This window comes from Pseudolysinimonas sp. (genome assembly GCF_049651805.1).
Taxonomy (GTDB): Bacteria; Actinomycetota; Actinomycetes; order Actinomycetales; family Microbacteriaceae; genus Pseudolysinimonas_A.
Genome location: NZ_JBASCU010000032.1, coordinates 1 through 26395, shown reverse-complemented (window position 1 = coordinate 26395; position 26395 = coordinate 1). Strand labels below are relative to the sequence as shown.

The window sequence follows — 26395 nt, the reverse complement described above, 5'->3', positions numbered from 1 at the left end:
GCCAGCCCGGAGAGGTCGAAGACCTCGATCTCAGGCACGGCAGGCAGGCTCACGCCGATCTCCCAGGTTCGTAGTTCGTCATTCAGAACGAGATGCTCGGCACGAGCAAGACCATACTATCGAATGTATGTTCGATACGCAACCCTTTTCCACAGTGGTCTCGACACGCCGCCTCCGGCGGCTACTCGACCACCGAGAGCCACGCCGCCTCCGGCCCCGAGCGGGAACCTGGGGCTCGAGTGTGACCGATTCTCAGGAGTCGACAGGATACTGACTAGGTGCCGAATCGGATCAGGGCTCTCGCCGTCGTCCCACTGCTTCTCGTTCTCGCGGGCTGCGCCGGGCTCGCCGGTTCTCCAGCGCCCACGCCAGCGCCCACGCCAGCGCCCACGCCAGCGCCTACGCCCTCGCCTGCGGCCTGGCTCGCCGCACGCATCGCGGCGCTTGACGGCGTGCTGTCCGCCGACCCCTCGCCGGAGAAGTACGTGCACGTGTGGATCGCGCAGGATGCCGACGACGCGACCGTGCTCGCCGCAGCTCGCGACGCGGCGGGGTGGGCCGACGAGGCGAACTGGCCCGGCTCGGTGACCTTCACTCGTGAGGCTGCTGGTCCGGATCCAGACACCGATATCGCGCCACTCACGCCGTGGAGCCAGGACGTCTATCCGGGCGACCCCGATGAGATCGAGGCGACGCTGAGGCTCGTGCTCACCCTCGAGAAGCTGCCCGACGTGGTGAGCACTGGCATCTCGACCGAAGGCTGGCCGACGGTGGTGCTCGGGTCGCTCGACACCTTCGCGTCGACCTTCCGCACCCTGAGCGCGGTTCCCGCCTTCGCCGACGGCGCCACGTACTCCTACGTCGGCGAAGTGCCGAAGCTGCACGTCGTGCACATCCCCGAGCGGATGTCGGCTGAAGCGGTCGAGGCCGTCATCCGAATCGCTGTCGAGAACCCCGAAAGCGAGGTCGAATTGCAGTCGCTCACCTCGGAGGGCAACCGTTGGCCCGAGCTCTGGGTCGCTCGCCTGACGGAAGAGCAGCGGGCACGGGTGGACGCGCAGCTGCGTGACCCCGCACTGGCGGATGCCGACCCGGAGGGCTACTCGATCCCGTTCCAGCTGTCGGTACTCGGCCCCAACGGCCCGGAACTCAGCTGGGGAACCTTCGGCGACGTACCCGACACCTCGTCGTAGCCCGAGTCCGCCGCGGATGCCCGTCAGCGCGCGGTAGCTAGGAGGGCAGCGACCTCGTCTTCGGAGGTCTGCCCGAAGTCGTGGTAGTACGAGCCGACGGCCTGAAATCCCGGCGGTTGCAGCAGGCAGATGACCTCGTCGGCGTCGCTGATCCGGTCGACGGCATCCGGCCCGCCGACGGGTACCGCGATCACGACCCGGGTAGCCCCGAGCTGCCGCGCCACCCGGGCCGCTGCCGTCGCGGTCGCGCCCGTCGCGATGCCGTCGTCGACGATGATCGCGGTGCGCCCGGTGAGGTCCAGCCGCTCGCGCCCCGAGCGGAATCGCTCGACCCGCGACTCCAGAGTCGCCCGCTCGCGTTGCTCCACGGCATTCACCTCGGCTTTCGTGACGCCCGCCCGCGCGACGAGCACGTCATCCAGCACCCGCACCCCGCCCTCGCCGATCGCGCCCATCGCGACCTCAGGTTGATACGGGATGCCGAGCTTGCGCACCACGATGACGTCGAGCGGGGCGCCAAGTGCTGCCGCCACTTCTGCGGCGACGGGCACCCCGCCGCGGGGCAGCCCCAGCACGACGACATCCGGCGATCGCCACGGCGCGAGATGCTCGCCGAGGCGCCGGCCGGCGTCGGTTCGATCCCGAAAGCGGTCCACGGGGGCAGACCCTACCGAGGTGAGCTGCGCGTCAGGCGAGCAGCACGGCGAGACCGGCGAGCACGATCCCGCCGAGGCTCATCACGATGCCGACCCGGATGCTGAACTGCTTCTGCCGATGGGCGCGCTCCAGTGTGTAGGCCGGCACCGGGCAGCCTGCCCAGACCAGCAAGCCGACACCGACGGCGGCGACGGCGGCCGACAGCCACCAAGCGGCGCCGAACGGGGCGGGCAGGTCGGCGGGGCGCCAGCCGGCGGCGACCGACGGCCCGAGCAGGATCGCCGCCGTGATCGTGACGACCCCCAGCCAGGTGGGACCGGTGCGCATGATGCGTTCGGTCTCCACCTCGGGCGAGTCGAGATCCGTCGGGTCGGGAGTGCGCAGATCTGTCATCGATCGAGTCTGCGTCGATCCCGGTGGGCGGGGGAGGCGTTGACGCGATGCCGCGCCGCTCGCATAATCGGCCGCCACTTTATACATCGTGCTTCTATGCATATACCTAGAACCACAATGTATAGTGGCGACGTGAACATCGACAAGGATCTCGTCGCCGCGATGGCGACGCCTCTCGTGCTCGCGATCCTCGCTGAGGGCTCTAGTTACGGCTACGCGATCCTCAAGCGGGTGCGCGAGGTCTCGGCGGGCGAGGTGCAGTGGACCGATGGGATGCTCTACCCGCTGCTACACCGCCTCGAACGGCTCGGGCACATCGTCGCCGAATGGGGCGAGTCGCCCGAGGGCCGGCGCCGCAAGTACTACCGCATCACCGACACCGGCCGCGCGCAGCTCGCCGACCAGCGCCGCCAGTGGGAGACCGCCACTCGCACCCTGGGCGGCATCTGGGGCTTCACCCTGTCAGCGGCAGGAGGTTGACCATGGACGCCCGCGAGACCTGGATCGCCGAATGGCGTGCGGCGCTTGAGCGCGGTGGAGCGGTCGACGCCCCCGACGCCGACGAACTGGAGGGCCACCTGCGCGACCAGATCGCCGAACTCGAAACCGCCGGGCTCACCGGCGAGGAGGCGTTCCAGATCGCCGTCGGGCGGCTCGGCAAGGTCGACCAGCTCACCGCCGAATACGCTCGCGAACACGGCGACCGGATGTGGAAGCAGCTGATCACGCCCGTCACGGTCGAGCGCGGACGGCATTCGATCCTGACGATGCTCGGGTTCGCCGCGCTCGCCGCCGCGATCATGCTGGCAGCTCGGCTCGGCGCGGGCACCTCCGACAGCGAGGTATTCCTGTTCAACGAACCGATCTCGTCCTGGTTCGTGCGCGACCTCGGGCTCTTCGTGTTGCCGGTGCTCGCGGCGTACTTCGCGATGTTGCGGCGGGTCCCGTGGCGGCGGGTGCTCGTTCTCGCGGGAGTCGTCGCGGTGCTCGCGCTCGCGGCGAACCTCTTCCCTTTCGAGCCGGGGTCGGCGAGCGACCAACTGATCTGGATTCACCTGCCCGTCGCACTGTGGTTCGTCGTGGGGATCGCCTACGCCGGTCGTGAGACGCTGTCGTCGTCACGCCGCATGGATGTCATCCGGTTCAGCGGCGAGTGGGCGATCTACTATGCGCTCATCGCCCTCGGCGGGTTCGTGCTGCTCATTCTCACCGTGCTCGTGCTCGCCCCGATCTCGTCCGAGCTGATCGACGAGCTCGTCATATGGGCGCTGCCTGCAGGGGCCGCGGGCGCGGTCGTCGTGGCCGCGTGGCTCGTCGAGGCGAAGAAGAGCATCGTCGAGAACCTTGCCCCGGTGCTGACGGCGATCTTCACGCCGCTCTTCGCCGCGATGCTCATCATCGCGACGGTCGCGTACTCAACCACGAGCCTGGTGAGTAATTTCGATCGTGACCTCTTGGCGGTGTTCGACATCCTGCTGCTCGTCGTGCTCGGCCTCGTGGTGTACGGCATCTCCGCCCGCCCGGCGACCAGCGGAGCAGGAGTGATGGATGTCATCCGCCTCGTCGCCGTCGTCGCGGCGATCGCCCTCGACATCCTCGTGCTCATCGCGATGTTCGGCCGCGTCGGCGACCTCGGCTTCACCGTCAACCGCGCAGCGGCCCTCGGGCTCAATCTGGTGCTGCTCGTCAACCTCGTCGGCACCGCGTGGTTCACCGGCCGTCTGCTCGCGGGGCGCGACCGGCCGGTGCACCTCGAGCGGTGGCAGACCGGCTACCTTCCGGTGTTCCTGGCCTGGGTACTTGTCGTCATCCTCGTGCTGCCGCCGGTGTTCGGTTTCGCCTGATCCGCGCTCGGAGTCGGCGAGCGCTACCGTCGGTCATGGCGTCTCCCGAGCTACCCGTCGCGGTGCTCGGTACGACGTGGTCGGAATCCGAACGGTGGGAAGAGCGGAGGAGCGGCTTTCTCGGCCTCCGTCGTCAGATTGTCGCTGCGCCCCCGCTTAGAGGATGACCGAGGCGATCGCCGTCGAGGAAGTCCCGTCCTTCTCTGTCCGCTTTGACCGCTCGGCGTATGAGGCGACGGTGAGTGCGCTATTGAGGCGATGGGGTTCGGTGTCGAACGATTGAACCCACCCGGGGCCTCTTACCTGTGGAGAGAATGAGCGACCGACGCAGACGAACCGGCACCCTGACTCCCATGAATTCGTTCAGGAGAAAGTTCGTAGCGACGGGCGCGGAGGAACGCGGGGACGTTCCGGGTTGGGTGCTGATCTCGTTGATGACGGCCGGGCTCGTGATCGCGATCTGGGCGATCGCCGGGCCGGCGCTGGGGGCGATCTTCGAGAGCGCGCTCGCCCGCGTCACCGGGTTTTGAGTCGATGCGCCGGCTGCGCGACGTCAGCGTTGTCGAGGAGCGCGGCTCGGCGGTCGTCGAGTTCACCCTCGTCGGGATGCTGCTGACGATTCTCACTCTCGCCGTTCTGCAGCTCGGCCTCGCGCTGCACGTGCGCAACACGGTGCTGGATGCCGCTGCCGAGGGCGCGCGGTTCGGGGCACTCGCCGACAACGCGCCCGCCGACGGCGTTCTGCGCACCCGCACCCTCATCACCGAAGCGATCGGGTCCGACTATGCGACCGATATCGCGGTCGCCACGGGGGACTGGATGGGACATCCCGCGGTGACGGTGACGGTGCGCACGACGTTGCCGGTGGTCGGGCTGCTCGGGGTCGGGGGAGCGCTGGAGGTGTCGGGCCATGCGGCGATCGAGACCTTGGACTGACCTGCTCCGCGAGGACGGGTCGGCGTCGATCGAGTTCATCACCGTCGGCATCCTCATGCTGGTGCCGACCGTCTACCTCGTGTTGGCGCTCTCGTCGATCCAGAGCGCGTCGTTCGCGGTCGAGGGTGCGGCTCGCCACGCGTCGCGGGTGTTCGTGCAGGCCGAGACGGTCGCGCAGGGTCAGGCGGCGGCATCCCGCGCCATCGCGGTGACGCTCGCCGACTACGGTCTCGACGCCGCCGACGCCCGGGTCGTCATCACGTGTCGCCCGAACCCCGACGACTGTCTCACCCGGCGCGGATTCGTCACCGTCACGATCTCGACGGTCGCGCCGCTGCCGCTGTTTCCTGCGGTGCTCGAGGCCGACATCCCGCCCGGCGTTCCGATCGACTCCGTCGCGACCGAGCAGGTCTCGCGGTTCGCGGGCTCATGACCATGTGGCGTAACGAGGAGGGCTCCACGATGCCGCTCGTCGCCGGATTCGGCGCGCTCGCGCTCGCGCTCGTACTGGTCGCCGCGGCGGCATCCTCGCTCTACCTGGAACGCAAGCAGCTGTTTACCCTCGCCGACGGGGCGGCTCTCGTCGGGGCGGAAGCGTTCGACCTCGCCGACGTCACCGTCACCGACGGGCGCCCGGGCGTGGTGCTCGAGGCCGTCGATGTGCGCCGGGATGTCGCCGCATTCCTCGCCTCCACACCGAACGGCGGGTTCGAGGGGCTCGTGCTGGAAGAGGCGACGACGCGCGACGGCGAGACGGCATCCGTGACTCTGTCGGCGGTGTGGCGGCCGCCGATCGTGACCGTGTTCTTTCCGGAGGGCGTGCGGATCGAAACCACCGCCACCGCTCGTGCTGTCTTCGGCTAGGGCTAGACGAAGCGGGCGGTGCCCTGGATGCGGGTGCGCACCTCGAAGAGGTCCGTTCCGCCGAAGGCGAGACCCGAGGGGCGACTTCGCACCAGGTCGGCGAGGCGGGGACGCTGCACGAGCTGGGTGCGGGCGCCCCGGATGGTGCCGAGGTCGATGACCCCTTCGGGGCTCATGTCGTTGGGCACGACACCCGTTCTCGTGTTCGGGTTGAGGAAACCTGGACGACGCGCGTCGTCGAGGTCGTGTGGAAGACGCGGAAGGGAGACACTCACCGGGCTTGGGTCTGGGCCAACGCCGTCCGGCATCGCGAGATCACCTCTGAGGAGCGGCTAACTGCGCCGCGCGGGATGCTCTGACCGCTAGCCTCTCGGCATGCTCATAGCACCCCCGCCGACGCCTGGCCCGTTCCCACCGTCCTTTCCGCCGGAGGGTGACGACAGCGTCGGCGACTGGTTGTGGAGTCTCGGCGCGAACGTCTGGACGTTCGTCACGGACCAGTCGAACGCGCTCGTCGCGCTCGCCGCAATCGTCACCGCGCTGATTGCTGGGTTCGCACTCCGGGCAACGGCGCGCGACAGTCAAGAGCGTTCGCGACCGATTGTGCTTGCGTCCTTCCGCATGGCGGCGCACAACGACCGCGCGTTCGACCTCGTGCTTCACAACTACGGTGCGTCTGCGGCCTCGACCATCTCGGTCAGGTTCGACCCGGATTTCACTGAGGAGCAGAAGGCGGATCGGCTGACCGGCATCCTGGCCGAGCGGTACGCGGTACCCGTCCCGCTCTTACCTCCCGGCTCGGAGATCAAGAACCTCTGGTGGACCTGGCGGCCCGGCGACTCAGGCAGCGGAGGCAGCCAAAACGCTCTCTCGACTCCCGATCAGGTCACAGTGACGGTCACGTACAAGGGTTCCCGCATCCGCCGCTATCGGGAGACGATCAGCCTCGACACGCGGTGGATGAAGACCGGGACTGAGTCCGTTTCAAGTACCTCGAATCCGGGCCGCATGAAGACGATTGCCGAGGGCATCAGGGACCTAGCCAGGGAGGCTCGAAGCACCCGGCTCCTGGTTCGCGACATCGCTGAGGTCATGGAGGGCGACGGCGAGCAAGGCGAGGCGGGCTCGCTCACCGACCTTCCGTCGGCGGTCGCAGAGAGCCGAGGAGACTTCGCAGCGCTCGGGGCTCGGATTGGCGTGAGCGAGGCGCAGGCGGAAGCGATAGCGGCTGCCCTCGTGCCTGAGGAACTCCAGCCGAAGACCGGCGATATCGACGTGATCGGCAGCGGCGGCCAGATTGAGCCGACGCGCTAAGCGCTCGCGAGAGGGCCAGCACCGCGACGGGTACCAGCCTGCCGCGGCAACCCACTACGGTGACGGCATGTGGAGCGAGCCCGTCATCACAGCCGCATTCATCGGGGCGGTCGCGGGCATTGGGGTCGCGATCGTCGGGCTCGTCCCCCACGTGGGTCGGTTGCACCGACTTGAGCGAGTCGTGTCCATCCTCGAGAAGGTGAGGGAGCCGGGAGCGCGGGAGCCGCTCATCGTGCTACGCGACCGCCTCATCGACGGATACCGTCCTCGCGAGTCCATCCTCGGCATGCCGGTTCGTAGTCTCGGTCGTGGCGAACGCCCTCGCGGCTGCGAGCATCGGGCTCGGTGTCTGGGTGCGAACCGAGGGACCGGGCGCGCTCGCCGCGTTCGCGGGGCCGCTTATCGTCGGCGGCATCGTCCTTGCGCTTGGCGGGCTCGGCGCGCTGCTCTGGGCGCTCGTCCACGCGCGGCAGGAGCGAGGGCTGCGCCGGGTCGCGCCGAAACCCCCTGCGAAGCCGAAGCCGGGAGGCTAGACGCTCGCCAGAGAGGCCAGCACTGCGCGCACCGTCGTCGGGTACCAGCGCTTCGCGCCGTGCGCGGTGGCGACGCCTTCGGTGGTGAGCGCGTCGGCGATCTTCGCGAGTGAGAGCCCAGCGGCGCGGTCGGTCGCGATGCGTCGAGCACCTCGCGGGGGAGCATGCGCGGGCGGCCGATGTGCACGCCCTCGGCCTTGCGCTGCATCATCCCCTCGCGGGTGCGCGCGCCGATCAGGCCGCGCTCGTACTCGCGGCAGCCGCGGAGTACGGCGCGTGCGCGCTCAACCTCGCGGGACTCGTTCATGGGTCGAGGGTGCGCGGTGCGCGCGCGCCGGGCGCTTGGCGCGTTGCGCGAGGTGTGCTCGCGGTGGCGGGCATCGGGCTACGGGCGCAAGTCATCGTCGCTCGTCTCGTCTGCAAGAAGCGGGCCGAGTTGGCGCTCCTCGATCGACTCTCGGGCGAGCCTTCGAGCTTCCAGGTCGTCCGACATGGCCGCCTTCTTCAGCCAGTCGAGCGTGCTGTCGAGCATTCCCGACTTGAGCATCTGCTTCTTGACGAACTCCGGTGGCAGTTTGTCGAGGAACGCTTCGATCGCCGCGACCTTTTCCTCCTCAGAGAGGTTGGTCAAGTCTGGAAGATCGGGAGCATTCGACCAGTCGTAATCGTCCGGGAAGTCCGCGAAGTCGTCGTCGCGCTCGTCGCTCATGTTGCCGAGAGTAATGCGGGTGTGCCTGTTGCCGTCAGCTCGACGGCAAGCCCAACTTGTCGAAGAAGGCGCGGTTGCGCTGCGTGGCCGAATTGACCAACCGGTCGAACGACATGACCTCGATGTACGCCTTCGCGGGCCCGTTGTAGCCGAAGAAGCCCATACCATCCTCGGTCTTCTGCAAGTTCGCGTTCTCGCATTTCGCGATCATCGTCTGGGTCAAGTCGGCGACGATGTAGCAGAACGCCGGCGGCTCGGGCGTACTCGGAATTGGCCGACCCGTCGCGGTCTTGACGCCGCCGCTCCGCACGAGTTTGACGTACTCAAGCGTCTGGTCGATCGGGTTCTTGTCTCCAGACGCGTCGTTACGCATGGGGCGCTTGATCTCGACCACGACGATCGAGGCGAGCGGAGGGTTGGGCCCCTCCGATACGAGGACAGGCGCGCGCCGGAGGGCGAGCACATCAGGTTCCTTGGTGGAATCCGAGCCGATCACGGGCATGCTTCGCAACGTCTTGTCGGAGGCAAGGTACTCGTGGAATGCCAGTCGCTCGTCGATGATCCAGAGGTTCGACGCGTCGGGGCCAATGTCGTTCGAATCGACGCGCATAGGGATCAGCAGCGAGTGGATGGCGTCCTCGCGGCTGTACCCGCCGCTGTCGTTCGACTTAACGAGTTTGCGGAGGAGGTCAAGGACGACGCGACGGCGAGAGACGTAGGCGGCAAGGTCGGACTGGTTGATCTCGGTGATCGTCTCGATGTAGTTGTCTAGCCGCTCTTTGTAGTCCTCGATCGGGACCGACCCGACTTCCGCGAAGACGGCTTGGCCCTCGACAAGTGTCTCGTCCTCTATGGTTCGCAGCGCGCGATGTAGGACGATTTCGAGGTCGGAATCCCTGAGCGTTGGGTCTACGGTGAACCCGCGCGACTCCATCCGAGCGAAGACCGGGCGATACCGCGGAGCGCGCTGGCTCACGAAGTCGCTCACGCGCTCCTTCCCCTCCGCGCGGGCAGCACCCAGCGGGCCCGCGAGCAGTCGTTCGGCCTCTCGCAAGACTGCAGTACGGATGTCCTCCATCGTCAGGTCATCTTCGAGCGGAGTACCCGCCAATCGCTCGGTGATGTCAAAGTCTGTGCGGTCGGATCGCACGAAGGTGTCAAGGAAGTCTGACGACAGGTAGCAGACGTAGGTGAACTCGGTCGAGTCCTCATCCTTCAGGCGACCGAAGAGTCCGGGGATCTTGCCCGCGAGGTTCTCCTCCAACACCACCCGGTTTGCAGCGCACCAGTAAAGTTTCGGCACCGGTGCCGAGGACTTCAGGCGGAGGCTGACCATGTCGAACTTGACTCCCTTCACCTCGACCGTGGACCTCGGGAGTTCGGAGAACGCGAACTCGTCCATCATCGTGTTGAGCGAGATTGCCTCGTCGTCGACAACCGTGATTTGCGGGGCGCCACCGGGCCGAAGGAAGTACCAGATGCAGTGCTCGAAGATCTCCCGTGCGATCGCTTCCCCCGACTTCCGCGCACTCTGCTGGAAAGCGTTCTTGAAGCCGTCGAGGACAACGACGGTTCCCGGCTCGGCGAGGCGCTCGAGTGCTTCACCGTGCTCGACTTCGCCCTCCACCGAGAACTTGAACGCCCGCGATTGGATCTCCCCGTCGTCGTCCTGGTATGTGCTTCTAACCGACACGCGGTCGAACGTCTTCAGCCACAGCAGACGACCAACACCTCGCCCGCCGATGTCGGCCTTGAACTCGCTGTCGAGCGTCTCGAACGACGTCATGTTCTCGGTGGTGAACCCCACCCCGTTGTCTTCGATCTGGAATCCCGTGATCGGCCTGAGCGCGACTCGACCAGGGCCTGCGGGTCCGAAATCGAACTCTCCCTGCCCCTCCCGCTCGATCGTGACCTTCAGCCGCCCCCCGCTCACGTCTTCACTGAATCGCGTGTCGATGGCTTGCAGCCCGTTGACGACTGCTTCGAGCAGAGGCAGGAGCGAGTGGCTCTTCGGCAGGCTGGTGTTTCGAACGCGCCCACCGAGGGAGGTCTTCAGCGCCACGGCTTCACCCTTCATCTCGGAACACCCCAAACTGTATCGGCGGCACGATCGACGAGACTCTCGCTCACGGTCGTTCCTCGCAGAGTAGAACAAACGTTCGACACTGGGAGGCTGCCGACGGTGCCGCCCTGGTGGGCGCCGAGGCATTCGATCTCGACGACGTCGTCGTCACGGACGGCACGCCCGGTGTGGTGCTCCAGCCCGCCGACGTGCGGCGGGACGTCACCGCGTTCCTCGCCTCGACCCCGAACGGCGGATTCGAGGGGCTCGTGATCGAGGAGGCGACGACGCGCGACGGCGAGACGGCATCCGTCACCCTGTCGGCGGTGTGGCGCCCGCCGATCGTGACCGTCTTCTTCCCGAAGGGTCTGCGCATCGAGACCACCGCAACGGCACGCGCGGTGTTCGGATGACTACGAGATCCGTCAACCGAGAAAGAACGTGTGCCCGACGAGGGCGTCGGATGTGGCTGCCACGCCACTCGCCGGAGGCGGGACTGCCGCGAGCCTGATCTCTCGCTCGTCGTACCAGCGACCTTCGGCGACCGGTTCGTAGGTGCGCTGATACCAGTCGAGGAACTGCAGATCTGGATCGATGTAGTTGCGATAGGTGGCGGCGTGCGGTCCGGGGGGAAGGCCGAAGCGCGTTCTCTCGCCCTGAACCGCAAGCCGCGCGCGCTTGATGCGCACAGCGCGACGGTGCTTCTCGACGACGGCGCGCAGCATGTCTTCCGTGAGAGGCAGACGCACCGCGAGTCGCCGTCGCCCATCCGGCATGTTCGCCGCCTCCAATCCGGCCCAACGCTCCTCGTCCTCGCGCGGCGGCTTGACTTCGATGAGTCCTTTCCCGTGCAACGTCCACGCCGCCCTGCGGAGAGATGACGACTCGGCGACCGTCATCTTCCGATTCGACGACTCCCAGCCGAGCGACCATGCGCTGTCCCAGACCTCGACGCTGTTGAGGCGCGGGTCGCGCGAGCTTGTCACGCGTCGAAGGTCCTCGAGGATCTTCGACTCGATGGCACCCAGTCCACGACTCACGACGATAAGTGTTACAGATATTGCGCAGTTAAGTGTTATGGATTTGCTTCCATCCTATGTGGAAGGGGGAATAGAGTCGCCTCCTCGCGAGCCCCTGGTCGCGGGAATGAAAGGCCACACCACCCGATGTCGCAGCCGCGAGGATCGACGGTCCGCGACCCATACGTTTGGAGACGCGATCATGGCCAAGACACCGACACTGCCCGAGCCGCCGCAGACGAACGTCGTCATTGCTCTCCCCGGCGTCATGATCGAGATCCCAGGATCTCTCGCGGGATTCGTCATCGTCGCAGCGATGGTGATCTCGAGGCTCTCGTGAGGAGCTCGAAGCCGGCGCGCACCCTCCCGATCTCCTCGGCGACCTCGCGCCGTCTTCGGCTAGGGCTACACGAAGTGGGCGGCGCCCTGGATGCGAGTGCGCACCTCGAAGAGGTCGGTTCCGCCGAACGCGAGACCCGAAGGGCGAGTGCGCACGAGGTCGGCGAGGCGCGGACGCTGCACGAGCAGGGTGCGAGCCCGCCTTATGGTGCCGAGCTCGATGACCCCCTCAGGCGAGGTGTCGTCGGGCACGACGACGGCGAGCGCCGAGAACCGCACCTTCGCCTCGCGCTCGAAGCGACGGGCCCGGCCTGCGAGTTCGTGCATCGGTCGTTCGTCGCGGCGCAGGGCGGGGCCGATCACGTCGCCGCGACGCGTCGACACCGGGCCGCCCCAGTCTTCGCTGAGCAGCCCCCACAGCCCGGTCGGGCCGAGCACGATGTGGTCGATCTTGCCGGCGTCGGCGCCGACCACCGGCCCGGCCAGCACGTCGTGCCACACCGAGAACCCGATGCCGAGCCCGGCGAGCACGACGGCCGTCTCTTCCTCGGCGATGGCGCAGGCGAGCAGGTGCCGCACCTCGCGGGGTGCCGATCGGATGAGCGCCGCGTCGTACGGGTTCGGGATCGACGCGCCCCGCCCGACCCACTCCTGCAGCAGGTCGAGGTACCGCTCGCGGTACCACCCGCCGGGATGCCCGTGCATCCGAGCCTGCGGCCGGGAGGAGTCGGCGCGCGGCGAGGGAGCGCGCGGCGCCCACGTGCGTTCGGGAGTCGCACTCCGGTCGGCGCCCGAGTCGTAGGCCGCGCGCGCCTCGGGCGTACCCACCTGTTCCCACGCCCGTTGCACGCGGTGGAACTGCACGGCATCCCCGCCGGTGTCGGGGTGGGTTTCGCGCAGCTTCCGCCGATACGCGCGCCGCAACTCTGAGTGGGTGGCGTGCGCAGCGACACCGAGCACCGCGTACGGGCTGAGCGCGAGCGGGCTGGGCACCCGGATATTCTCCGCCATCCGGGCCGTGAGTCAGCTCCCGCCGGACCCCTCGCTCGGTCGCGCCGACACGTGGCGCGGAATGTAGACCCGCATGATGACCGCGCCGAGCAGCCCGACGACGCCGATCGCCGCCACCCCGACGGAGAGGCTGAACGCGGCGGTCAGTGCCGTCACCAGGATCGGGGCACCCGCCCCGCCGAGGTCGGTCGTGAACCGCCACGCACCGAGGAACGGCGCCGGGTTGCGCGGGTCGGCGAGGTCGGCACCGAGGGTCATCAGGATGCCGGCGCCGAGTCCATTGGACAGGGCGAGGAAGAGGGCGATGACGACATACCAGCCGACCCGCGCGTCGATGTCGTGGGTGAAGGCGAGTGCGATCAGCCCGGCCGACAGCCCGAGAGCGCACGGCAGGATCGTCCACAGCCGGCCGAAGCGGTCCATGATCCAGCCGCCGAGAAAGAACAGCGAGAAGTCGATCGCGGCGGCGACGCCGATGATGAGCGAGGTGGTGGCCTCGTCGAGTCCGATGCTGATCGCCCACACCGGCAGCACGACCTGGCGCACCTGCCGCAGACCGGAGAGGATCGCCGACCCGACACCGAGGGTGAGCAGCACGTTCTTCTGCGCGGCGAGGGTGCCCCATAGGCCGACGACCTCCTGCCGCACCTCCGCCTCGCCGACGGTGCCCGGCCCCCGCGACATCGCGGCGGCGGGGTCGCGCAGCACGAGCAGCAGGGTCGCGGCGGCGAAACAGCACACGGCCAGCAGGATGACGACGCTCGCCGGCTCACCCGTCACTGTGAGCAGCGCCGCACCGGCGAGCGGGCCCGCCACGGCACCCAGCCGGTGGCTCCCGCCGAGGGTCGACAGGGCGCGGGCCCGATAGCGCACCGGCACGAAGCTGGTCATGAAAGCGTGGCGCGCGAGACCGAACGACGCGCCCGCAATCCCAAGCGTCAGCACTCCGAGGCCGAGAACCGCCGGATGCGCAGCGACCAGCATCACGACCACGGCGACCAGCGCGAGCCCGGTCGCGGCGATCATCGCCTGCCGCTCGCCGATGCGAGCCACCACCGCGCCGCTCGGGATGTCGCCGATCAGTTGCCCGACGACGAGCATCGAGGCGATGAGGGCGGCACCGCCGAGGTCGGCGCCGAGGCCTTGCGCGAGTGCCGGGATGACGGGAATGATCGCGAACTGCCCCATCGAGAACACGATGGTCGGCAGAAAGACCACAACGACCACCGCGCGCCAGCGGAAGGGGCGATCCGACGGAACCATCGGCTCTCACGTTACGCCGTAGTCTGAGGAGGTCATGATCGACCTCGACCTCGGCACCGAAATCGCCGCCCTCCGCAGCACGTTCAACGACATCCGCAGCGTCATCGGGGTCGAGCGACTCGAAGCCGAGATCGCCGACCTCAGCGAGAAGGCCGGCGCGCAAGACCTCTGGGACGACCCCGACGCAGCGCAGAAAGTCACCAGCGCTCTCAGCCACCGGCAGTCTGAGCTCGCGCGCATCGTCGGCATCGAGCGCCGCCTCGACGACCTCGAAGTGCTCGTCGAGATGGCGATCGAGGGCGACGACGAGTTGAGCGCGCAGGAGGCCCGTGACGAGCTCGCCTCGCTGACGAAGGCCCTCGGCGAGTTCGAGGTGCAGATCCTGCTCGACGGCGAATACGACGACCGCGGCGCCGTCGTCACCATCCGATCGGGCGCCGGTGGCGACGACGCCACCGACTTCGCCGAGATGCTGATGCGCATGTACCTGCGTTGGGCGGAGCGTCACAAGTACCCGGTGAAGGTGCTCGACACCTCGTACGCGGAAGGCGCGGGCATCAAGTCGGCGACCTTCGAAGTGGATGCGCCCTACGCGTTCGGCACCCTGAGTGTCGAGGCGGGTACCCACCGCCTCGCCCGCATCAGCCCGTTCGGTTCGGCCGACAAGCGGCAGACCAGTTTCGCCGCGGTCGAGGTCATCCCGATCATGGAAGAGGCGAAAGAGGTCGAGGTTCCCGAAGGCGACATCCGGGTGGATGTCTTCCGCTCGAGTGGTCCCGGCGGCCAGAGTGTCAACACCACCGACTCGGCGGTGCGCATCACCCACCTCCCGACCGGCATCGTCGTGTCGATGCAGAACGAGAAGTCGCAGATCCAGAACCGCGCCGTTGCGATGCGGGTGCTGCAGACCCGCCTCATGCTGTTGCAGCGCGAAGAGGAGGCGGCGAAGAAGAAGGAACTCGCCGGCACCATCACGGCATCCTGGGGTGACCAGATGCGCTCGTACTTCCTCTACGGGCAGCAGCTCGTGAAAGACCTGCGCACCGGCCACGAGGTCGGCAACCCGGCCGTCGTGTTCGACGGCGACCTCGACGGCTTCATCGCCGCCGGCATCCGCTGGCGCAAGTCGCGGGTCGAAGACTGACCGAGGCCACCGCCTAAACGCCTTCTGACTTGCTTCTGGCGGAAGGGCCTGTCTACCCGCTAGCGTGAGCCAACTTCGCGTTGAGTCGGAGCTGGGATTCCGCGCGACGGATCCTGCTGCCGTCGGCGGGTCAGACCCGCCGACTCGCCCACGGCTTCCGCAACTTCAACAACTACCGACTCCGGATCCTGCTCGCCGCCGGCGGCCACAAGCCCTGGCGCACGACCGCTACCCCCGCTTCATGACGAAGAGCCGCTTTGATGTGCTGGTCCTTGACGTCGAGACGGCTGCTGCTCCGGTCGGCTGTCCGGGCTGTGGAGTGCTCGCGGAGGGGCGGGGGCGTCGGGTGCACGAGCTCGCGGACGCTCCCGCGTTCGGGTTGCCGGTGCGGGTGCGCTGGTCCAAGCGGCTCTGGCGGTGTCGCGAGGTCGGCTGCCTTGTGCGGTCGTTCTCCGAAGCGCACCCGTTCGCATCGGCGCGGGCGAAGCTCACCCTCCGGGCGGCGGCGTGGGCGACCGGGATGCTCCAAACGGACGACACGACCGTCGCGGCGTTGGCTCGGCGGTTGCGGGTCAGCTGGCACACGCTCTGGCGGGCGATCCAACAGCACGCTGCCGAGCCGATCGATGACCCTGATCGACTCGGCCGGGTGGTCACCCTCGGCGTGGATGAGCACATCTGGAAACCGTCCCGCCGTGGCACCGACCGGGCGGTGACCTCGATGGTGGATCTGACCCGCGACGAACACGGGCAAGTGCGCGCTCGCCTGCTCGATGTGGTCCCGGGTCGGTCGGGAACGGCTTACGCCGCCTGGCTGCGCACGACGCCGGAAGGGTTCGTGCCGACGGTGGAGCATGCCGCGTTGGATCCGTTCCGCGGCTACGCCAACGCGATCCGCGACGAACTGCCCGACGCGGTCGCGGTCCTCGACGCGTTCCACGTCGTCCGGCTCGGGGTGAAGGCCCTCGACGAGGTCCGACAACGCGTCCAGCAGAACACCCTCGGGCATCGCGGCCGGAAGGGTGATCCGCTCTACGGAATCCGTGGGCTGCTGCGCCACGGTGCCGAGCATCTGTCCGAGCGACAACACGCCCGCCTCCGCGCCGGACTGGCCGCCGGGGACCCAACCTGCGAGGTCGAGGTCGCCTGGCACTGCTACCAACAGCTGCGCTCGACCTATCATCAAGACCGGGCAGCGGACGGACGCGCCATCGCCGAGCAGATCCTCGACGCCTTCCACAGCTGCCCAATCCCGGAGATCGCCCGCCTCGGCCGGACCCTACGGAACTGGCGGCAACAGTTCCTGGCCTACTTCGACACCGGCGGCGTCTCCAACGGCGGCACCGAGGCCATCAACCTCATCATCGAGAAGACCCGCCGACTCGCCCACGGGTTCCGCAACTTCAACAACTACCGGCTCCGCATCCTGCTCGCCGCCGGCGGCCACAAGCCCTGGCGCACGACCGCTACCCCCGCTTCATGACGAAGAGCCTGCAATGGTCCCTTTGTGACGCATTCTTTCCTCCTATTTGTTGCGGTTCTTTCTGCGCGCCCTCGAAATGCTGGCGGCGACGAGTCCGGCGACCGTGATCGCGATTGCGCCGAGGAAACATAGCAGCACGATGGTGAGCGAGGCGTCGGGGCCAACGGTGACCGTTCCTCCGCCGATTCGCGGAAATTGGCATGTCAATCCAAACGGCCACCACTCATATGAGCCCCGAACACCATCGACCACCGTGGTGTCGATGTTCAGGGCTTGCGTGTCGGGCATCACGTCAGTGCAGGAGTAGCCGGGGTCCCTGTGTCGGTAGGCGTCGATGAGCAAAATCGCGCCGGTAACGGCGGCCGTGAGCGCACCGCCGAGGGCGATGATTCCCCCCAGTGGCATTCCCTCCGGGTCCGATCGCGACGTGCCTGATTCAGAATGCATGAGGTTCATACACCCTGCCTAGCAGGAGCCAACGAGACGGCGTTTGACACGTCGAGATGTAGATGCCGATGAGGGCGCTCCGGCGTTGCTTGATCCAAGAGATTCCTCTGCTAAGAGAATCCCAGTCGGGAACCGAGCCGGTGCTCGTGTCTGGAGTTCAGGTCGACTATCCAGGGTCGACCTTTCGTAATGGCTACTCTGCTTCACCGTTGAGTGGCAGTCAAGGGACTCTTCGTCATGAAGCGGGGGTAGCGGTCGGGCGCCAGGGTTTGTGGCCGCCGGCGGCGAGTAGGATCCGGAGTCGGTAGTTGTTGAAGTTGCGGAAGCCGTGGGCGAGTCGGCGGGTGTTCTCGATGATGAGGTTGATCGCTTCGGTGCCGCCGTTGCTCACGCCGCTGCTGTCGAAGTAGGCCAGAACTGTTGCCGCCAATTCTTCAGGGTCCGGCCGAGGCGGGCGATTTCGGGGAGCGGGCAGCTGTGGAGCCGTCGAGGATCTGTTCGGCGATGAGGCGTCCGTCTGCTGCCCGGTCTCGGTGATAGAGCGACCGCAGCTGCTGGTAGCAGTGCCAGGCGACCTCGACTTGGCAGTTCGGGTCCCCGGCGATCAGTCCGGCGCGGAGGCGGGCTGCCTCGCGGCTTTGTTGACGTTGATCAGCTCCTGCGAACGCATGGCCGAGGCTCGGGCGCTTACCCGGGCGGGCGACGGTAGTCAATGTTGCTTTCGACGACTCCGGTGTCTGCTGACTGCCCGGGGCGCCGGACAGTTCTTGCCTGATCATGCTGCTACGAAGTCTCGGTGTGAAGCGTTTCATACTCGATCGGCCTGAGATGGCCGATGGCGGAGTGCCGCCGCGAGGGTTGTCGGACCGATCCATTCGAAGATCGCCTGCGCGAGTTCGGCCTCGTCGCCCAGGCGCCGCGATCTAGGAGTTCGATCGCATCGAGGCTCAGGGCGACTCCCTGAGCCCGTTTGTCGTCGGCAGACGCGAGCGCGCCGCGGGGCCGTTCGTGGGCTCTAGGAGACCGCTGAACAAGGCGCTGCTGTAGTAGGTGGCGGTGGGCGGGATGCCGCCAATGGCCGTCGAGCGGCGTGTTCTGGTCAGCACTCTGTGGTGTGGCAGCGGGGTCATCCCGCCCGCCTGGGACTGTCGTCGCTTGCTCTGGAGGCGTCGTCAACGGTTTCGTGGGCGGCGCGTTCTCAGCCGATCGCCCAGGCGCCTTCTTCGATGTCGAGGCCGAGGGTGAGCAGGCGTTTCAGGTTGATCGCGGCTGCTCGTGTGCTCCACCAGGCGTTGTTCTTGATGGTGCCGCGGTAGGGGACGCGGCGTGCTCCGCGGGTCATCCAGGCGATGGTGCGTTCGATCATGGGCCGGTGCTGACGATACGGTTCCTGGAACTGCGGTGTCGCCGCTCGGGCCCGGTGCTCGCGGAGCAGCCGGTCATGGACGGTGAGGACGAGCTTGCGGCCGCTGGCCGCGGTGGTGCAGCGGTCGACGAGGGGGCATCCGCGGCAGATCGCTCCGAACGTGACATGGCCTTTGGTGGTGACCGGTCGGGTGTGTCCCGCCGGGCAGGTCGCCGTCCGGGTGTCCTCGTCGATGCTGAAGTCATCGATCGTGAACCCGCCCGGGACCGCGGAACGCAGCGGCATCGGCTTGACCAGGGGAACATGACCCGCTTCTGTGATCGCGGCGAGCATCACCCCGGACCCGTAGGCGGAATCGCCCAGCACCTCGATCGGCGTGTCACCGATGCTGGTGTCCGCGGCGAGCAGTTCGATCCCGCGGGCTCCGTCACTGTTCTGCGACCCGGATGCCTTCGACAGCACCGCCGCGGTGACCAGACCCGTGTCGGGTTCCGCGATCAGATGTCCTTTGAAGCCGTCCTGCTTCTTCTCCCGCGACTTGTGCGCATGCCGGGTGTCCGGGTCGACGGTGGAGATCACCCGGTCCGGGGCGACCTTCCGGGCGATCCGCCATCGCCCGTCGGTGCCATCGGAGCCCGCTGCTGGTTCGACGTCCTGACCGGCGACCAGCGCCAGCAGCGCGAATCGCGTCCTGCTGCTTCTCGTCCAGCTCAGTGCCCTCCAAGCGGGCAAGCAGAGTGAGCGCGTCGCCGACCAACCCCGACACGAGCGTGTCGCGGGCGGCCGGGTCATCCCACGCGATATCCGGCTTCCCCGGCTTCGAGTAGTCATGTCCGGACAGGCCCGCGATCACGTCGGCGATGTCGGGGACCTCCCGGCCGACACGGCGGATCTGCGCGATCAACTGCGTCACGGTGTCCTGGCGGGCGACCGCGTCATCAAGGATCGTGGAATCGATCGCCCGCCGCCGCCTGCCACTGAGCGCACCAGACTCGGTGATCACCTCGGTCACCGCGTCGAAGATCCGGTGCGGCCGGTCGCTGGCCGCGAGCCGGCGCCGCCAATACGTCAACACCGACGGATGGAATCCGGACTCGGTCATCGCGAACCCGCACGCCGCCTTCCACCGCAGATCAAACGTGACCGCCTCCGCGGTCTCCCGATCAGAGAGATTATGGAGGGTCTGCAGCACCAGCACCGACGCGATCACATCCGCAGGAATCGACGGCCGACCGCGACCGGACGGGAACAGATCCGCGAACGCATCATCCGGGAACAACCGCTTCCGATGCGCGGCGAGGAACGCGAACACCGACCCCGGCGGCAGCAGATGCCCCGCCCACGACTCGACATCCAAAAGCTGACGCTGCCCATCGTCACGACCCTGCATGAACCAAGTCTTAACGACCAGCCGACCACCGCCCGCAGGCGCGCCTTAACCCGCCAGATTGTTCAGCGGTCTCCTAGCCGGCTAACGCCCGGCGAGCCGGGCCGCGATGGCCGCTGCGGCGCGCAGCGTCGCCGCACCGAGCCCCTCGGAATCTGCCGTGCCAGAGCGGAAGGTGACCCCGATCGCCGCGGCGGGCCGGCCGTTGCGGTCGAGCACGGCCGACGCGACGGAGGCGTAGCCTGCGGTGATCTCGCCGTCTTCACTCGCCCACCCGAGCTCTCGGGCGTCGCGCAGGATCGCGTCGAGTTGCTCGAGTGTCGTCGGCCCGGTGCCCGCGCGGCGGTAGAGCGCCTCGCGGTTCGGGTACAGCGCGCGCACCTGGGAGTGCGGCATCGCGGCGAGAGCGGCACGGCCGGTGGCGGTGAGGTGGGCCGGCAACCGCACCCCGATGTTGACGACGGTGGTCGGCGCCCGCGGCGCCGACACCCGGTCGACGTAGGTCACCTCGGCGCCCGCGAGCACGACGAGGTGCGCGACGACGGCGCTGCCCGTGTCGGCGATCAGCCGCTCGAGCACGGGGTGCGCGAGCATCCGCAACCGGTCGGTGCGTAGCGACCCGGCCTCGAGTTCGGTGAGCAGTCCAGAGAGCCCGAACGCGCGCTCCTCGGGGTAATGCACGATGAAGCTCTCGTCCATCATCACGCGCAGCAGTTGGTAGAGCGACGACCGCGGGATGCCGAGCTCGCGCGCGAGGGCGGCCGCGCCGACCGGGCGGTCGCGCTGCGCGAGCACGCGCAGAACTCGCAACGCGTGACGGGCAGCCGGGACATCGGGCACGATCCGCACGGTATCACTTGTCTGAGATTTCAGACAGATCACGTCGAGAACGGGTCGAATCGGCCCGCCGATCTCGGTTCACTGGGCCCATGGCCGTTCTGCTCGGGTCGACCCCGCTGACCATCGCCGAGATCGTGGCGGTCGCCCGGCGCGACGAATCGGTCGTGCTGAGTGATGAGGCCGTCGAGCGGATGGCGGCGAGCCGGGCCATCATCGACGCACTCGCCGACGACGATCGCCCGCACTACGGCGTCTCCACCGGCTTCGGCGCCCTCGCCACGACGCACATCGCGCCGGAGCGGCGGCGTGACCTGCAGCGCTCGCTCGTGCGCAGCCACGCGGCCAGTTCGGGGCCCGAGGTCGAGCGGGAGGTGGTGCGCGCGACGATGCTGCTGCGCCTGCAGACCCTCGCGACCGGGCGCACCGGGGTGCGGCCCGTCGTCGCGGCGACCTATGTCGACCTGCTCAACGCGGGGGTGACGCCGATCATCGGCGAGTACGGGTCGCTCGGCTGCTCGGGCGACCTCGCCCCGCTCGCGCACTGCGCCCTCGCGGTCATGGGGGAGGGTCGGGTGCGCAATCGCGACGGCGTCGAGCTTGACCCCGGCGACGCACTCGCGGCCGCCGGCATCTCGCCGGTCGAGTTCGCCGAGAAGGAGGGCCTCGCGCTCATCAATGGCACCGACGGGATGCTCGGGATGCTCGCCCTCGCGATCGACGACCTCGACGACCTGCTCGCGACCGCCGACGTCGCCGCGGCGCTCAGCGTCGAGGGGCTCGCGGGTACGGATGCCGTCTTCGCTGCCGACCTGCAGGAGCTTCGGCCGCATCCCGGGCAGGCGGTCTCGGCGGCGGCGATGCGCGACCTGCTCGCCGGGTCGCCGGTGATCGCCGGCCACGCCACTCGCGGATTCACCCGCGTTCAGGATGCCTACTCGCTGCGGTGTGCACCGCAAGTTCACGGCGCCGCCCGCGACACCGTCGACCACGCGCGCACCGTCGCCGGTCGCGAACTCGCGAGCGCGATCGACAACCCGGTCGTGACCCTCGACGGGCGGCTGGAGTCGAACGGCAACTTCCACGGAGCGCCGCTCGGCTACGTACTCGACTTCCTCGCGATCGTGGTCGCCGACGTCGCCGGCATGAGCGAGCGGCGCACCGACCGGTTTCTCGACAGAACCCGCAGTGGCGGGTTGCCGCCCTTCCTCGCCGGCGAGCCCGGCGTCGATTCGGGCTACATGATCGCGCAGTACACGCAGGCGGCGATCGTGAGCGAACTCAAGCGGCTCGCGGTGCCGGCGTCGGTCGACTCGATTCCGACGAGCGCCATGCAGGAAGACCACGTGTCGATGGGCTGGAGCGCCGGCCGCAAACTGCGGCGCTCACTCGACGGGCTGATGCGCGTGCTGGCGATCGAACTGATGACCGCCGCGCGGGGTATCGAGCTGCGGGGCGAGGGGGCGGCGCCCGCGACCGGCCGGGTCGTCGCCGCGATTCGTGAGCGGATTCCGGGGCCTGGCCCCGACCGGTACCTCGCCCCCGACATCGAGGAGGCCGTCGAGCTTGTGCGCTCGCGGACCATTCTCAACGCACTGAGCCTCACCTCCTCCAAAGAAGGGAGCACGACATGACCGGCGCCTATCGCGGAACCCAGCTGCACACCCTGGGCTGGCCCCAGGAGGCGGCGCTGCGGATGCTGCAGAACAACCTCGACCCCGAGGTCGCCGAGCATCCCGAAGAGCTCGTCGTCTACGGCGGCACCGGCAAGGCGGCGCGCGACCACGCGAGCCTCGCGGCGATCTACCGCACGCTCGAGACCCTCAAGGGCGACGAGACGCTGATGGTGCAGTCGGGCAAACCGGTGGGGGTGCTGCAAACCCACGAGTGGGCGCCGCGGGTGCTCATCGCCAACTCCAATCTCGTCGGCGACTGGGCGAACTGGGACGAGTTCCGGCGCCTTGAGGCACTCGGGCTCACGATGTACGGCCAGATGACGGCCGGGTCGTGGATCTACATCGGCACCCAGGGCATCCTGCAGGGCACGTATGAGACCTTCGCCGCCGTGGCCGCCAAGCGGTTCGGCGGCACCCTGGCTGGCACGATCACGCTCACCGCGGGTCTCGGCGGGATGGGCGGAGCCCAACCGTTGGCGATCACGATGAACGGCGGTGTCGCGATCTGCATCGACGTCGACCCGTCCCGCATCGCCCGGCGACTCGAGCACGCCTACCTCGACGTCAGCGCCGACTCCGTGGATCACGCGCTCGAGCTCGCGGCCGAAGCCCGGGACGCGCGGCAGCCGCTCTCGATCGGGGTGCTCGGCAACGCGGCCGAGGTCGTGCCCGACCTGCTGGCCCGGGGAGCGAAGATCGACATCGTGACCGACCAGACGAGCGCGCACGACCCGCTCGCCTACCTCCCCATCGGCGTCGCCGTCGACGACTGGGCCGAGGCCCGGAAGGACCCGGGCTTCGCGCAGCGCGCCCGGGAGTCGATGGCGGTGCACGTGGAGGCCATGGTCGGCTTCCAGAAGCGCGGCGCCGAAGTGTTCGACTACGGCAACAACATCCGCACCGAGGCGAAGACCGCCGGGTACGCCGACGCGTTCGCTTTCCCGGGCTTCGTGCCCGCCTACATCCGCCCGCTGTTCTCGCAAGGTAAGGGGCCGTTCCGCTGGGCCGCGCTCTCGGGCGACCCCGCCGACATCGCCGCGACCGACAGAGCCGTGCTCGAGCTGTTCCCCGAGAACGAGTCGCTCGCCCGCTGGATGCGACTCGCGGGCGAGAAGGTGCACTTTCAGGGGCTGCCCGCGCGCATCTGCTGGCTGGGCTACGGCGAACGGGACGTCGCGGGCCTGCGGTTCAACGACATGGTCGCGTCGGGCGAGCTGAAGGCTCCGCTCGTGATCGGCCGCGACCACCTCGACGCGGGCTCGGTCGCGAGTCCGTACCGCGAGACCGAGGCGATGCTCGACGGCTCCGACGCGATCGCCGACTGGCCGCTGCTCAACGCCCTCGTCAACACCGCGTCGGGCGCCACCTGGGTGTCGATTCACCACGGCGGCGGTGTCGGAATCGGCCGCAGCATCCACGCCGGTCAGGTCACCGTCGCCGACGGCACGGCGCTCGCCGGGGAGAAGATCGCCCGCGTGCTGCGCAACGACCCGGCGACCGGGGTGTTGCGGCATGTCGACGCCGGCTACCCCGAGGCGGTGCACGCGGCCGACGAGCGCGGGGTGCGGGTGCCGATGCGCGAGCAGGGTTGAGCGTGCTGCTGCGCGAACTTGAGGATGTCGGGGTCGACCCGGCGGGCGGCGTCACGCGCCTGAGCTGGTCGCCCGTTGATCGGGAGCTACGCGAGTGGTTCGCGGAACGCGCGACGCGCGCGGGACTCGAGGTCGAGACCGACCGCAACGGCAACCTCTGGGCGTGGTGGGAGCCCGAGCTGCCCGGCACCGCGTTCGTCGTCGGCTCGCACCTCGACAGCGTGCGGAGCGGCGGGATCTGGGACGGACCGCTCGGGGTCGCGGGAGGATTCGCGGCCGTCGAGGCACTGCGGGGCGAGGGATTCCGCCCGTCGCGTCCCGTCGCGGTCGTCGCCTTCGCCGAGGAGGAAGGGGCCCGGTTCGGGTCGGCGTGCCTCGGATCGAGGCTGCTCACCGGCGCCCTCGAGCCCGAGCGCGCGCTCGCCCTCACCGACCCGGACGGCGTCACCCTCGCCGAAGCGCTGCGGGCAGCGGGGCAGGACCCGGCATCCGTCGGCGCGGACCCGGAGCGCAGCGCCCGCATCGGCGGGTTCGTCGAGCTGCACATCGAGCAGGGCCGACTGCTCACCGACGGTGGGGCTCAGGGTCTCGCCGGCGCGGGCGCCGCAGTCGGGCTCGCCGAAGGGATCTGGCCGCACGGGCGGTGGCGGGTGGACCTTGCCGGCGTTCCGAATCACGCGGGTACGACGGCGCTCGCGGAGCGCGTCGACCCCGTTCTCGCGATGGCGCAGGGTGTCGTCGCCGTGCGTCGCTGGGCCGAGGAGCTCGGCATCCTCGCCACGGTCGGACGGGTGCGCGTACGGCCCGGCTCGGTCAACGCGATCGCCGCGGATGCCTCCTTGTGGATCGACGCGCGCGGCGCAGATGCTGAGCGTGTGGACGCCCTCGTCGAGCGTGTCGAGCAGGAGCTCGGCGTCGCGGCCGCGGTCGAGAGCTGGACCGACGCGACCCGGTTCGACAGCGTTATCACGGAGGCGGCAGGGGCGCTTCCGCGGCTGTGGTCGGGCGCCGGCCATGACGCGGGAGTGCTGGCGCTCGCCGGCATCCCGTCGGCCATGTTGCTCGTGCGCAACCCGACCGGGGTGTCGCACTCTCCTGACGAACATGCCGAGGAATCCGACGCCGTTGCAGGCGTCGCCGCGCTCACCGAGGTGTTGCGGCGGGCGGCCGCATGAGCGCGTTCTGGCTCGAGCACGCCGTCGTCGACGGACAGGTGCGCGACGGCGTCGTCGTCACCCACGACGACGGTGTCATCACCGCCGTCGACGAGTCACCCCAGCCGGAACTTGCGGATGCCGTGCTGCGCGGGCTGGTGCTGCCCGGCATCGCGAACACCCACTCGCACGCATTCCACCGCGCACTCCGTGGCCGCACCCACGACGGCGGCGGCGACTTCTGGACGTGGCGGCAGCAGATGTATCGGGTCGCCGTGCGCCTCGACCCCGACCGGTATCACGCCCTCGCGCGTGCTCTCTTCGCCGAGTTGCTCCTCGCCGGGTATTCGGCGGTCGGGGAGTTCCACTATGTGCACCGTGACCCGACCACGGTGATGGCGGACGCGCTGGTCGACGCGGCGCGCGAGGCCGGTATCCGTCTCACGCTGCTCGACACGCTGTACCGGCACGGCGGGCGCGACGCCGACGGCCAACCGCTGCCGCCCGCACCCGAGCAGCAGGGTTTCGTGCTCGAGACCGACACCTGGCTGGCCCGGCACGACGCAATCGCGGTCACCGGAACCGCACGGCGCGCCGCCGCCGTGCACTCGCTGCGGGCCGTCGACCCCGACGACGTGGCGCGCATCGTCGCCGCGACAGGCGACGAGCCGCTGCACGCCCACGTCTCCGAGCAGGAGGCCGAGAACGCACAGGTGCGTGCCGCCTTCGGGGCATCTCCGGTCGCGGTGCTCGCCGAGGCCGGCGCCCTCGGCTCCCGCTTCACGGCCGTGCATGCGACCCATCTCGATGACGCCGACATCGCGGCGCTCGCCGGCTCGAGCGTCGCGATCTGCCCGACGACCGAACGCGACCTCGGCGACGGCATCGGCCCGGCGCGTCGCCTCGCCGACGCCGGCGCGCGCATCGTGATCGGCAGCGACCAGCAGGCGATCGTCGACCCATTCGACGAACTCCGCGCGCTGGAGGGACACGAACGGCTGCGCGGTCTCTCTCGCGGCGTCTTCACGCCGACCGAACTGCTCGCCGCGGCCACCGTCGACGGCTACACGTCGCTCGGCTGGACGGGCGGCATACGCACCGGCGCGGTGTGCGACCTCGTCGTCCTCGGCGTCCGCTCGCCGCGCACGGCCGGCGCGCGGCTCGACCAGGCC

30 protein-coding genes and 2 pseudogenes are annotated in these 26395 nt (G+C 68.8%); 18 read left to right on the top strand and 14 right to left on the bottom strand.

Annotated elements, in window-relative coordinates; translation table 11 throughout:
- Positions 1-278: 278 nt before the first annotated feature.
- Positions 279-1193, top strand: a complete 915-nt coding sequence (locus WBL06_RS08830; RefSeq protein WP_424455622.1) for a hypothetical protein — start codon at positions 279-281, stop codon at positions 1191-1193.
- A 23-nt stretch (positions 1194-1216) separates the two neighbouring features.
- Here WBL06_RS08830 and WBL06_RS08825 read toward each other — a convergent pair whose 3' ends face one another.
- Positions 1217-1849 (bottom strand): phosphoribosyltransferase, encoded by a 633-nt coding sequence (locus WBL06_RS08825; RefSeq protein ID WP_424455621.1) that lies wholly within the window; start codon positions 1847-1849, stop codon positions 1217-1219.
- 31 nt (positions 1850-1880) lie between these two features.
- Positions 1881-2243 carry a hypothetical protein gene (locus WBL06_RS08820; protein WP_424455620.1) on the bottom strand — a complete coding sequence of 121 codons (363 nt, stop codon included), beginning with the start codon at positions 2241-2243 and terminating at the stop codon, positions 1881-1883.
- A gap of 132 nt (positions 2244-2375) precedes the next feature.
- Here WBL06_RS08820 and WBL06_RS08815 point away from each other — a divergent pair, with 132 nt between their 5' ends.
- The 6 genes from WBL06_RS08815 (at position 2376) to WBL06_RS08790 (ending at position 5887) form a co-directional block, all read left to right on the top strand.
- Complete coding sequence (locus tag WBL06_RS08815) at positions 2376-2723, top strand: PadR family transcriptional regulator (RefSeq protein ID WP_424455619.1); 348 nt, start codon at positions 2376-2378, stop codon at positions 2721-2723.
- Positions 2724-2725: 2 nt separating this feature from the next.
- Positions 2726-4087 (top strand): permease prefix domain 1-containing protein, encoded by a 1362-nt coding sequence (locus WBL06_RS08810; RefSeq protein WP_424455618.1) that lies wholly within the window; start codon positions 2726-2728, stop codon positions 4085-4087.
- Positions 4088-4440: 353 nt separating this feature from the next.
- A complete protein-coding gene (locus WBL06_RS08805) occupies positions 4441-4617 on the top strand; it encodes a hypothetical protein (RefSeq protein ID WP_424455617.1) in 177 nt (58 codons plus the stop codon).
- Between the two features lie 4 nt (positions 4618-4621).
- The gene (locus WBL06_RS08800; protein ID WP_424455616.1) at positions 4622-5023 is read left to right on the top strand and encodes a TadE family protein; all 402 of its coding nucleotides are present in this window, start codon (positions 4622-4624) and stop codon (positions 5021-5023) included.
- Positions 4998-5456, top strand: a complete 459-nt coding sequence (locus WBL06_RS08795; RefSeq protein ID WP_424455615.1) for a hypothetical protein — start codon at positions 4998-5000, stop codon at positions 5454-5456. Before WBL06_RS08800 ends, WBL06_RS08795 begins: the two co-directional genes overlap by 26 nt.
- A complete protein-coding gene (locus tag WBL06_RS08790) occupies positions 5453-5887 on the top strand; it encodes a pilus assembly protein TadG-related protein (RefSeq protein WP_424455614.1) in 435 nt (144 codons plus the stop codon). Before WBL06_RS08795 ends, WBL06_RS08790 begins: the two co-directional genes overlap by 4 nt.
- 2 nt (positions 5888-5889) lie before the next feature.
- On the opposite strand, the gene WBL06_RS08785 is transcribed toward WBL06_RS08790, so the two are convergent.
- The gene (locus tag WBL06_RS08785) at positions 5890-6162 is read right to left on the bottom strand and encodes a hypothetical protein (protein WP_424455613.1); all 273 of its coding nucleotides are present in this window, start codon (positions 6160-6162) and stop codon (positions 5890-5892) included.
- 100 nt (positions 6163-6262) lie between these two features.
- Here WBL06_RS08785 and WBL06_RS08780 point away from each other — a divergent pair, with 100 nt between their 5' ends.
- Positions 6263-7201, top strand: a complete 939-nt coding sequence (locus WBL06_RS08780; RefSeq protein ID WP_424455612.1) for a hypothetical protein — start codon at positions 6263-6265, stop codon at positions 7199-7201.
- Between the two features lie 308 nt (positions 7202-7509).
- A complete protein-coding gene (locus WBL06_RS08775) occupies positions 7510-7734 on the top strand; it encodes a hypothetical protein (RefSeq protein WP_424455611.1) in 225 nt (74 codons plus the stop codon).
- Here WBL06_RS08775 and WBL06_RS08770 read toward each other — a convergent pair.
- The 3 genes from WBL06_RS08770 to WBL06_RS08760 all read right to left on the bottom strand — a co-directional run bounded on the left by WBL06_RS08770 (position 7731) and on the right by WBL06_RS08760 (position 10505).
- Entirely contained in the window at positions 7731-7874 is a 144-nt protein-coding gene (locus WBL06_RS08770; protein ID WP_424455623.1) for a recombinase family protein, read from the bottom strand. The genes WBL06_RS08775 and WBL06_RS08770 overlap by 4 nt on opposite strands.
- A gap of 245 nt (positions 7875-8119) precedes the next feature.
- Positions 8120-8443, bottom strand: a complete 324-nt coding sequence (locus WBL06_RS08765; RefSeq protein WP_424455610.1) for a hypothetical protein — start codon at positions 8441-8443, stop codon at positions 8120-8122.
- Positions 8444-8477: 34 nt separating this feature from the next.
- Positions 8478-10505: an ATP-binding protein gene (locus tag WBL06_RS08760; RefSeq protein ID WP_424455609.1), complete on the bottom strand. Its 2028-nt coding sequence runs from the start codon at positions 10503-10505 to the stop codon at positions 8478-8480.
- A 131-nt stretch (positions 10506-10636) separates the two neighbouring features.
- On the opposite strand from WBL06_RS08760, the gene WBL06_RS08755 reads away from it, so the two are divergent.
- Positions 10637-10918 carry a hypothetical protein gene (locus tag WBL06_RS08755; RefSeq protein ID WP_424455608.1) on the top strand — a complete coding sequence of 94 codons (282 nt, stop codon included), beginning with the start codon at positions 10637-10639 and terminating at the stop codon, positions 10916-10918.
- A 12-nt stretch (positions 10919-10930) separates the two neighbouring features.
- On the opposite strand, the gene WBL06_RS08750 is transcribed toward WBL06_RS08755, so the two are convergent.
- Positions 10931-11545, bottom strand: a complete 615-nt coding sequence (locus WBL06_RS08750; RefSeq protein WP_424455607.1) for a hypothetical protein — start codon at positions 11543-11545, stop codon at positions 10931-10933.
- A 181-nt stretch (positions 11546-11726) separates the two neighbouring features.
- Here WBL06_RS08750 and WBL06_RS08745 point away from each other — a divergent pair, with 181 nt between their 5' ends.
- Positions 11727-11864 carry a hypothetical protein gene (locus WBL06_RS08745; RefSeq protein ID WP_424455606.1) on the top strand — a complete coding sequence of 46 codons (138 nt, stop codon included), beginning with the start codon at positions 11727-11729 and terminating at the stop codon, positions 11862-11864.
- A 65-nt stretch (positions 11865-11929) separates the two neighbouring features.
- On the opposite strand, the gene WBL06_RS08740 is transcribed toward WBL06_RS08745, so the two are convergent.
- Positions 11930-12856 carry a J domain-containing protein gene (locus tag WBL06_RS08740; RefSeq protein WP_424455605.1) on the bottom strand — a complete coding sequence of 309 codons (927 nt, stop codon included), beginning with the start codon at positions 12854-12856 and terminating at the stop codon, positions 11930-11932.
- Between the two features lie 30 nt (positions 12857-12886).
- The gene (locus WBL06_RS08735; RefSeq protein ID WP_424455604.1) at positions 12887-14137 is read right to left on the bottom strand and encodes an MFS transporter; all 1251 of its coding nucleotides are present in this window, start codon (positions 14135-14137) and stop codon (positions 12887-12889) included.
- Between the two features lie 34 nt (positions 14138-14171).
- Between WBL06_RS08735 and prfB the strand changes: the two genes are divergently transcribed.
- The 3 genes and pseudogenes from prfB to WBL06_RS08720 all read left to right on the top strand — a co-directional run.
- Positions 14172-15281: a peptide chain release factor 2 gene (prfB, locus tag WBL06_RS08730; RefSeq protein WP_424455603.1), complete on the top strand. Its 1110-nt coding sequence runs from the start codon at positions 14172-14174 to the stop codon at positions 15279-15281.
- 80 nt (positions 15282-15361) lie between these two features.
- Complete coding sequence (locus tag WBL06_RS08725; RefSeq protein WP_424455602.1) at positions 15362-15526, top strand: hypothetical protein; 165 nt, start codon at positions 15362-15364, stop codon at positions 15524-15526.
- Between the two features lie 38 nt (positions 15527-15564).
- Positions 15565-16764, top strand: a pseudogene (locus WBL06_RS08720) (ISL3 family transposase); the annotation flags it as partial.
- A gap of 42 nt (positions 16765-16806) precedes the next feature.
- Here WBL06_RS08720 and WBL06_RS08715 read toward each other — a convergent pair.
- The 5 genes and pseudogenes from WBL06_RS08715 to WBL06_RS08695 all read right to left on the bottom strand — a co-directional run bounded on the left by WBL06_RS08715 (position 16807) and on the right by WBL06_RS08695 (position 20804).
- Positions 16807-17220 carry a hypothetical protein gene (locus WBL06_RS08715; RefSeq protein WP_424455601.1) on the bottom strand — a complete coding sequence of 138 codons (414 nt, stop codon included), beginning with the start codon at positions 17218-17220 and terminating at the stop codon, positions 16807-16809.
- 226 nt (positions 17221-17446) lie between these two features.
- A complete protein-coding gene (locus WBL06_RS08710) occupies positions 17447-17641 on the bottom strand; it encodes a transposase (RefSeq protein WP_424455600.1) in 195 nt (64 codons plus the stop codon).
- Between the two features lie 4 nt (positions 17642-17645).
- Positions 17646-17924, bottom strand: coding sequence for a hypothetical protein (locus WBL06_RS08705; RefSeq protein WP_424455599.1), 279 nt, complete (start codon positions 17922-17924; stop codon positions 17646-17648).
- Between the two features lie 485 nt (positions 17925-18409).
- A pseudogene (locus tag WBL06_RS08700) lies at positions 18410-19967 on the bottom strand (IS1182 family transposase).
- Positions 19968-20048: 81 nt separating this feature from the next.
- Complete coding sequence (locus tag WBL06_RS08695; protein WP_424455598.1) at positions 20049-20804, bottom strand: IclR family transcriptional regulator; 756 nt, start codon at positions 20802-20804, stop codon at positions 20049-20051.
- Positions 20805-20893: 89 nt separating this feature from the next.
- On the opposite strand from WBL06_RS08695, the gene hutH reads away from it, so the two are divergent.
- The 4 genes from hutH to WBL06_RS08675 form a co-directional block, all read left to right on the top strand.
- Positions 20894-22435 (top strand): histidine ammonia-lyase, encoded by a 1542-nt coding sequence (gene hutH / locus WBL06_RS08690; RefSeq protein WP_424455597.1) that lies wholly within the window; start codon positions 20894-20896, stop codon positions 22433-22435.
- Positions 22432-24069, top strand: a complete 1638-nt coding sequence (gene hutU / locus WBL06_RS08685; protein WP_424455596.1) for a urocanate hydratase — start codon at positions 22432-22434, stop codon at positions 24067-24069. Before hutH ends, hutU begins: the two co-directional genes overlap by 4 nt.
- Positions 24070-24071: 2 nt before the next feature.
- Complete coding sequence (locus tag WBL06_RS08680) at positions 24072-25244, top strand: allantoate amidohydrolase (protein WP_424455595.1); 1173 nt, start codon at positions 24072-24074, stop codon at positions 25242-25244.
- The coding region (locus tag WBL06_RS08675) for a formimidoylglutamate deiminase (protein WP_424455594.1) at positions 25241-26395 on the top strand (1155 nt) is incomplete at its 3' end. The genes WBL06_RS08680 and WBL06_RS08675, both read left to right, overlap by 4 nt.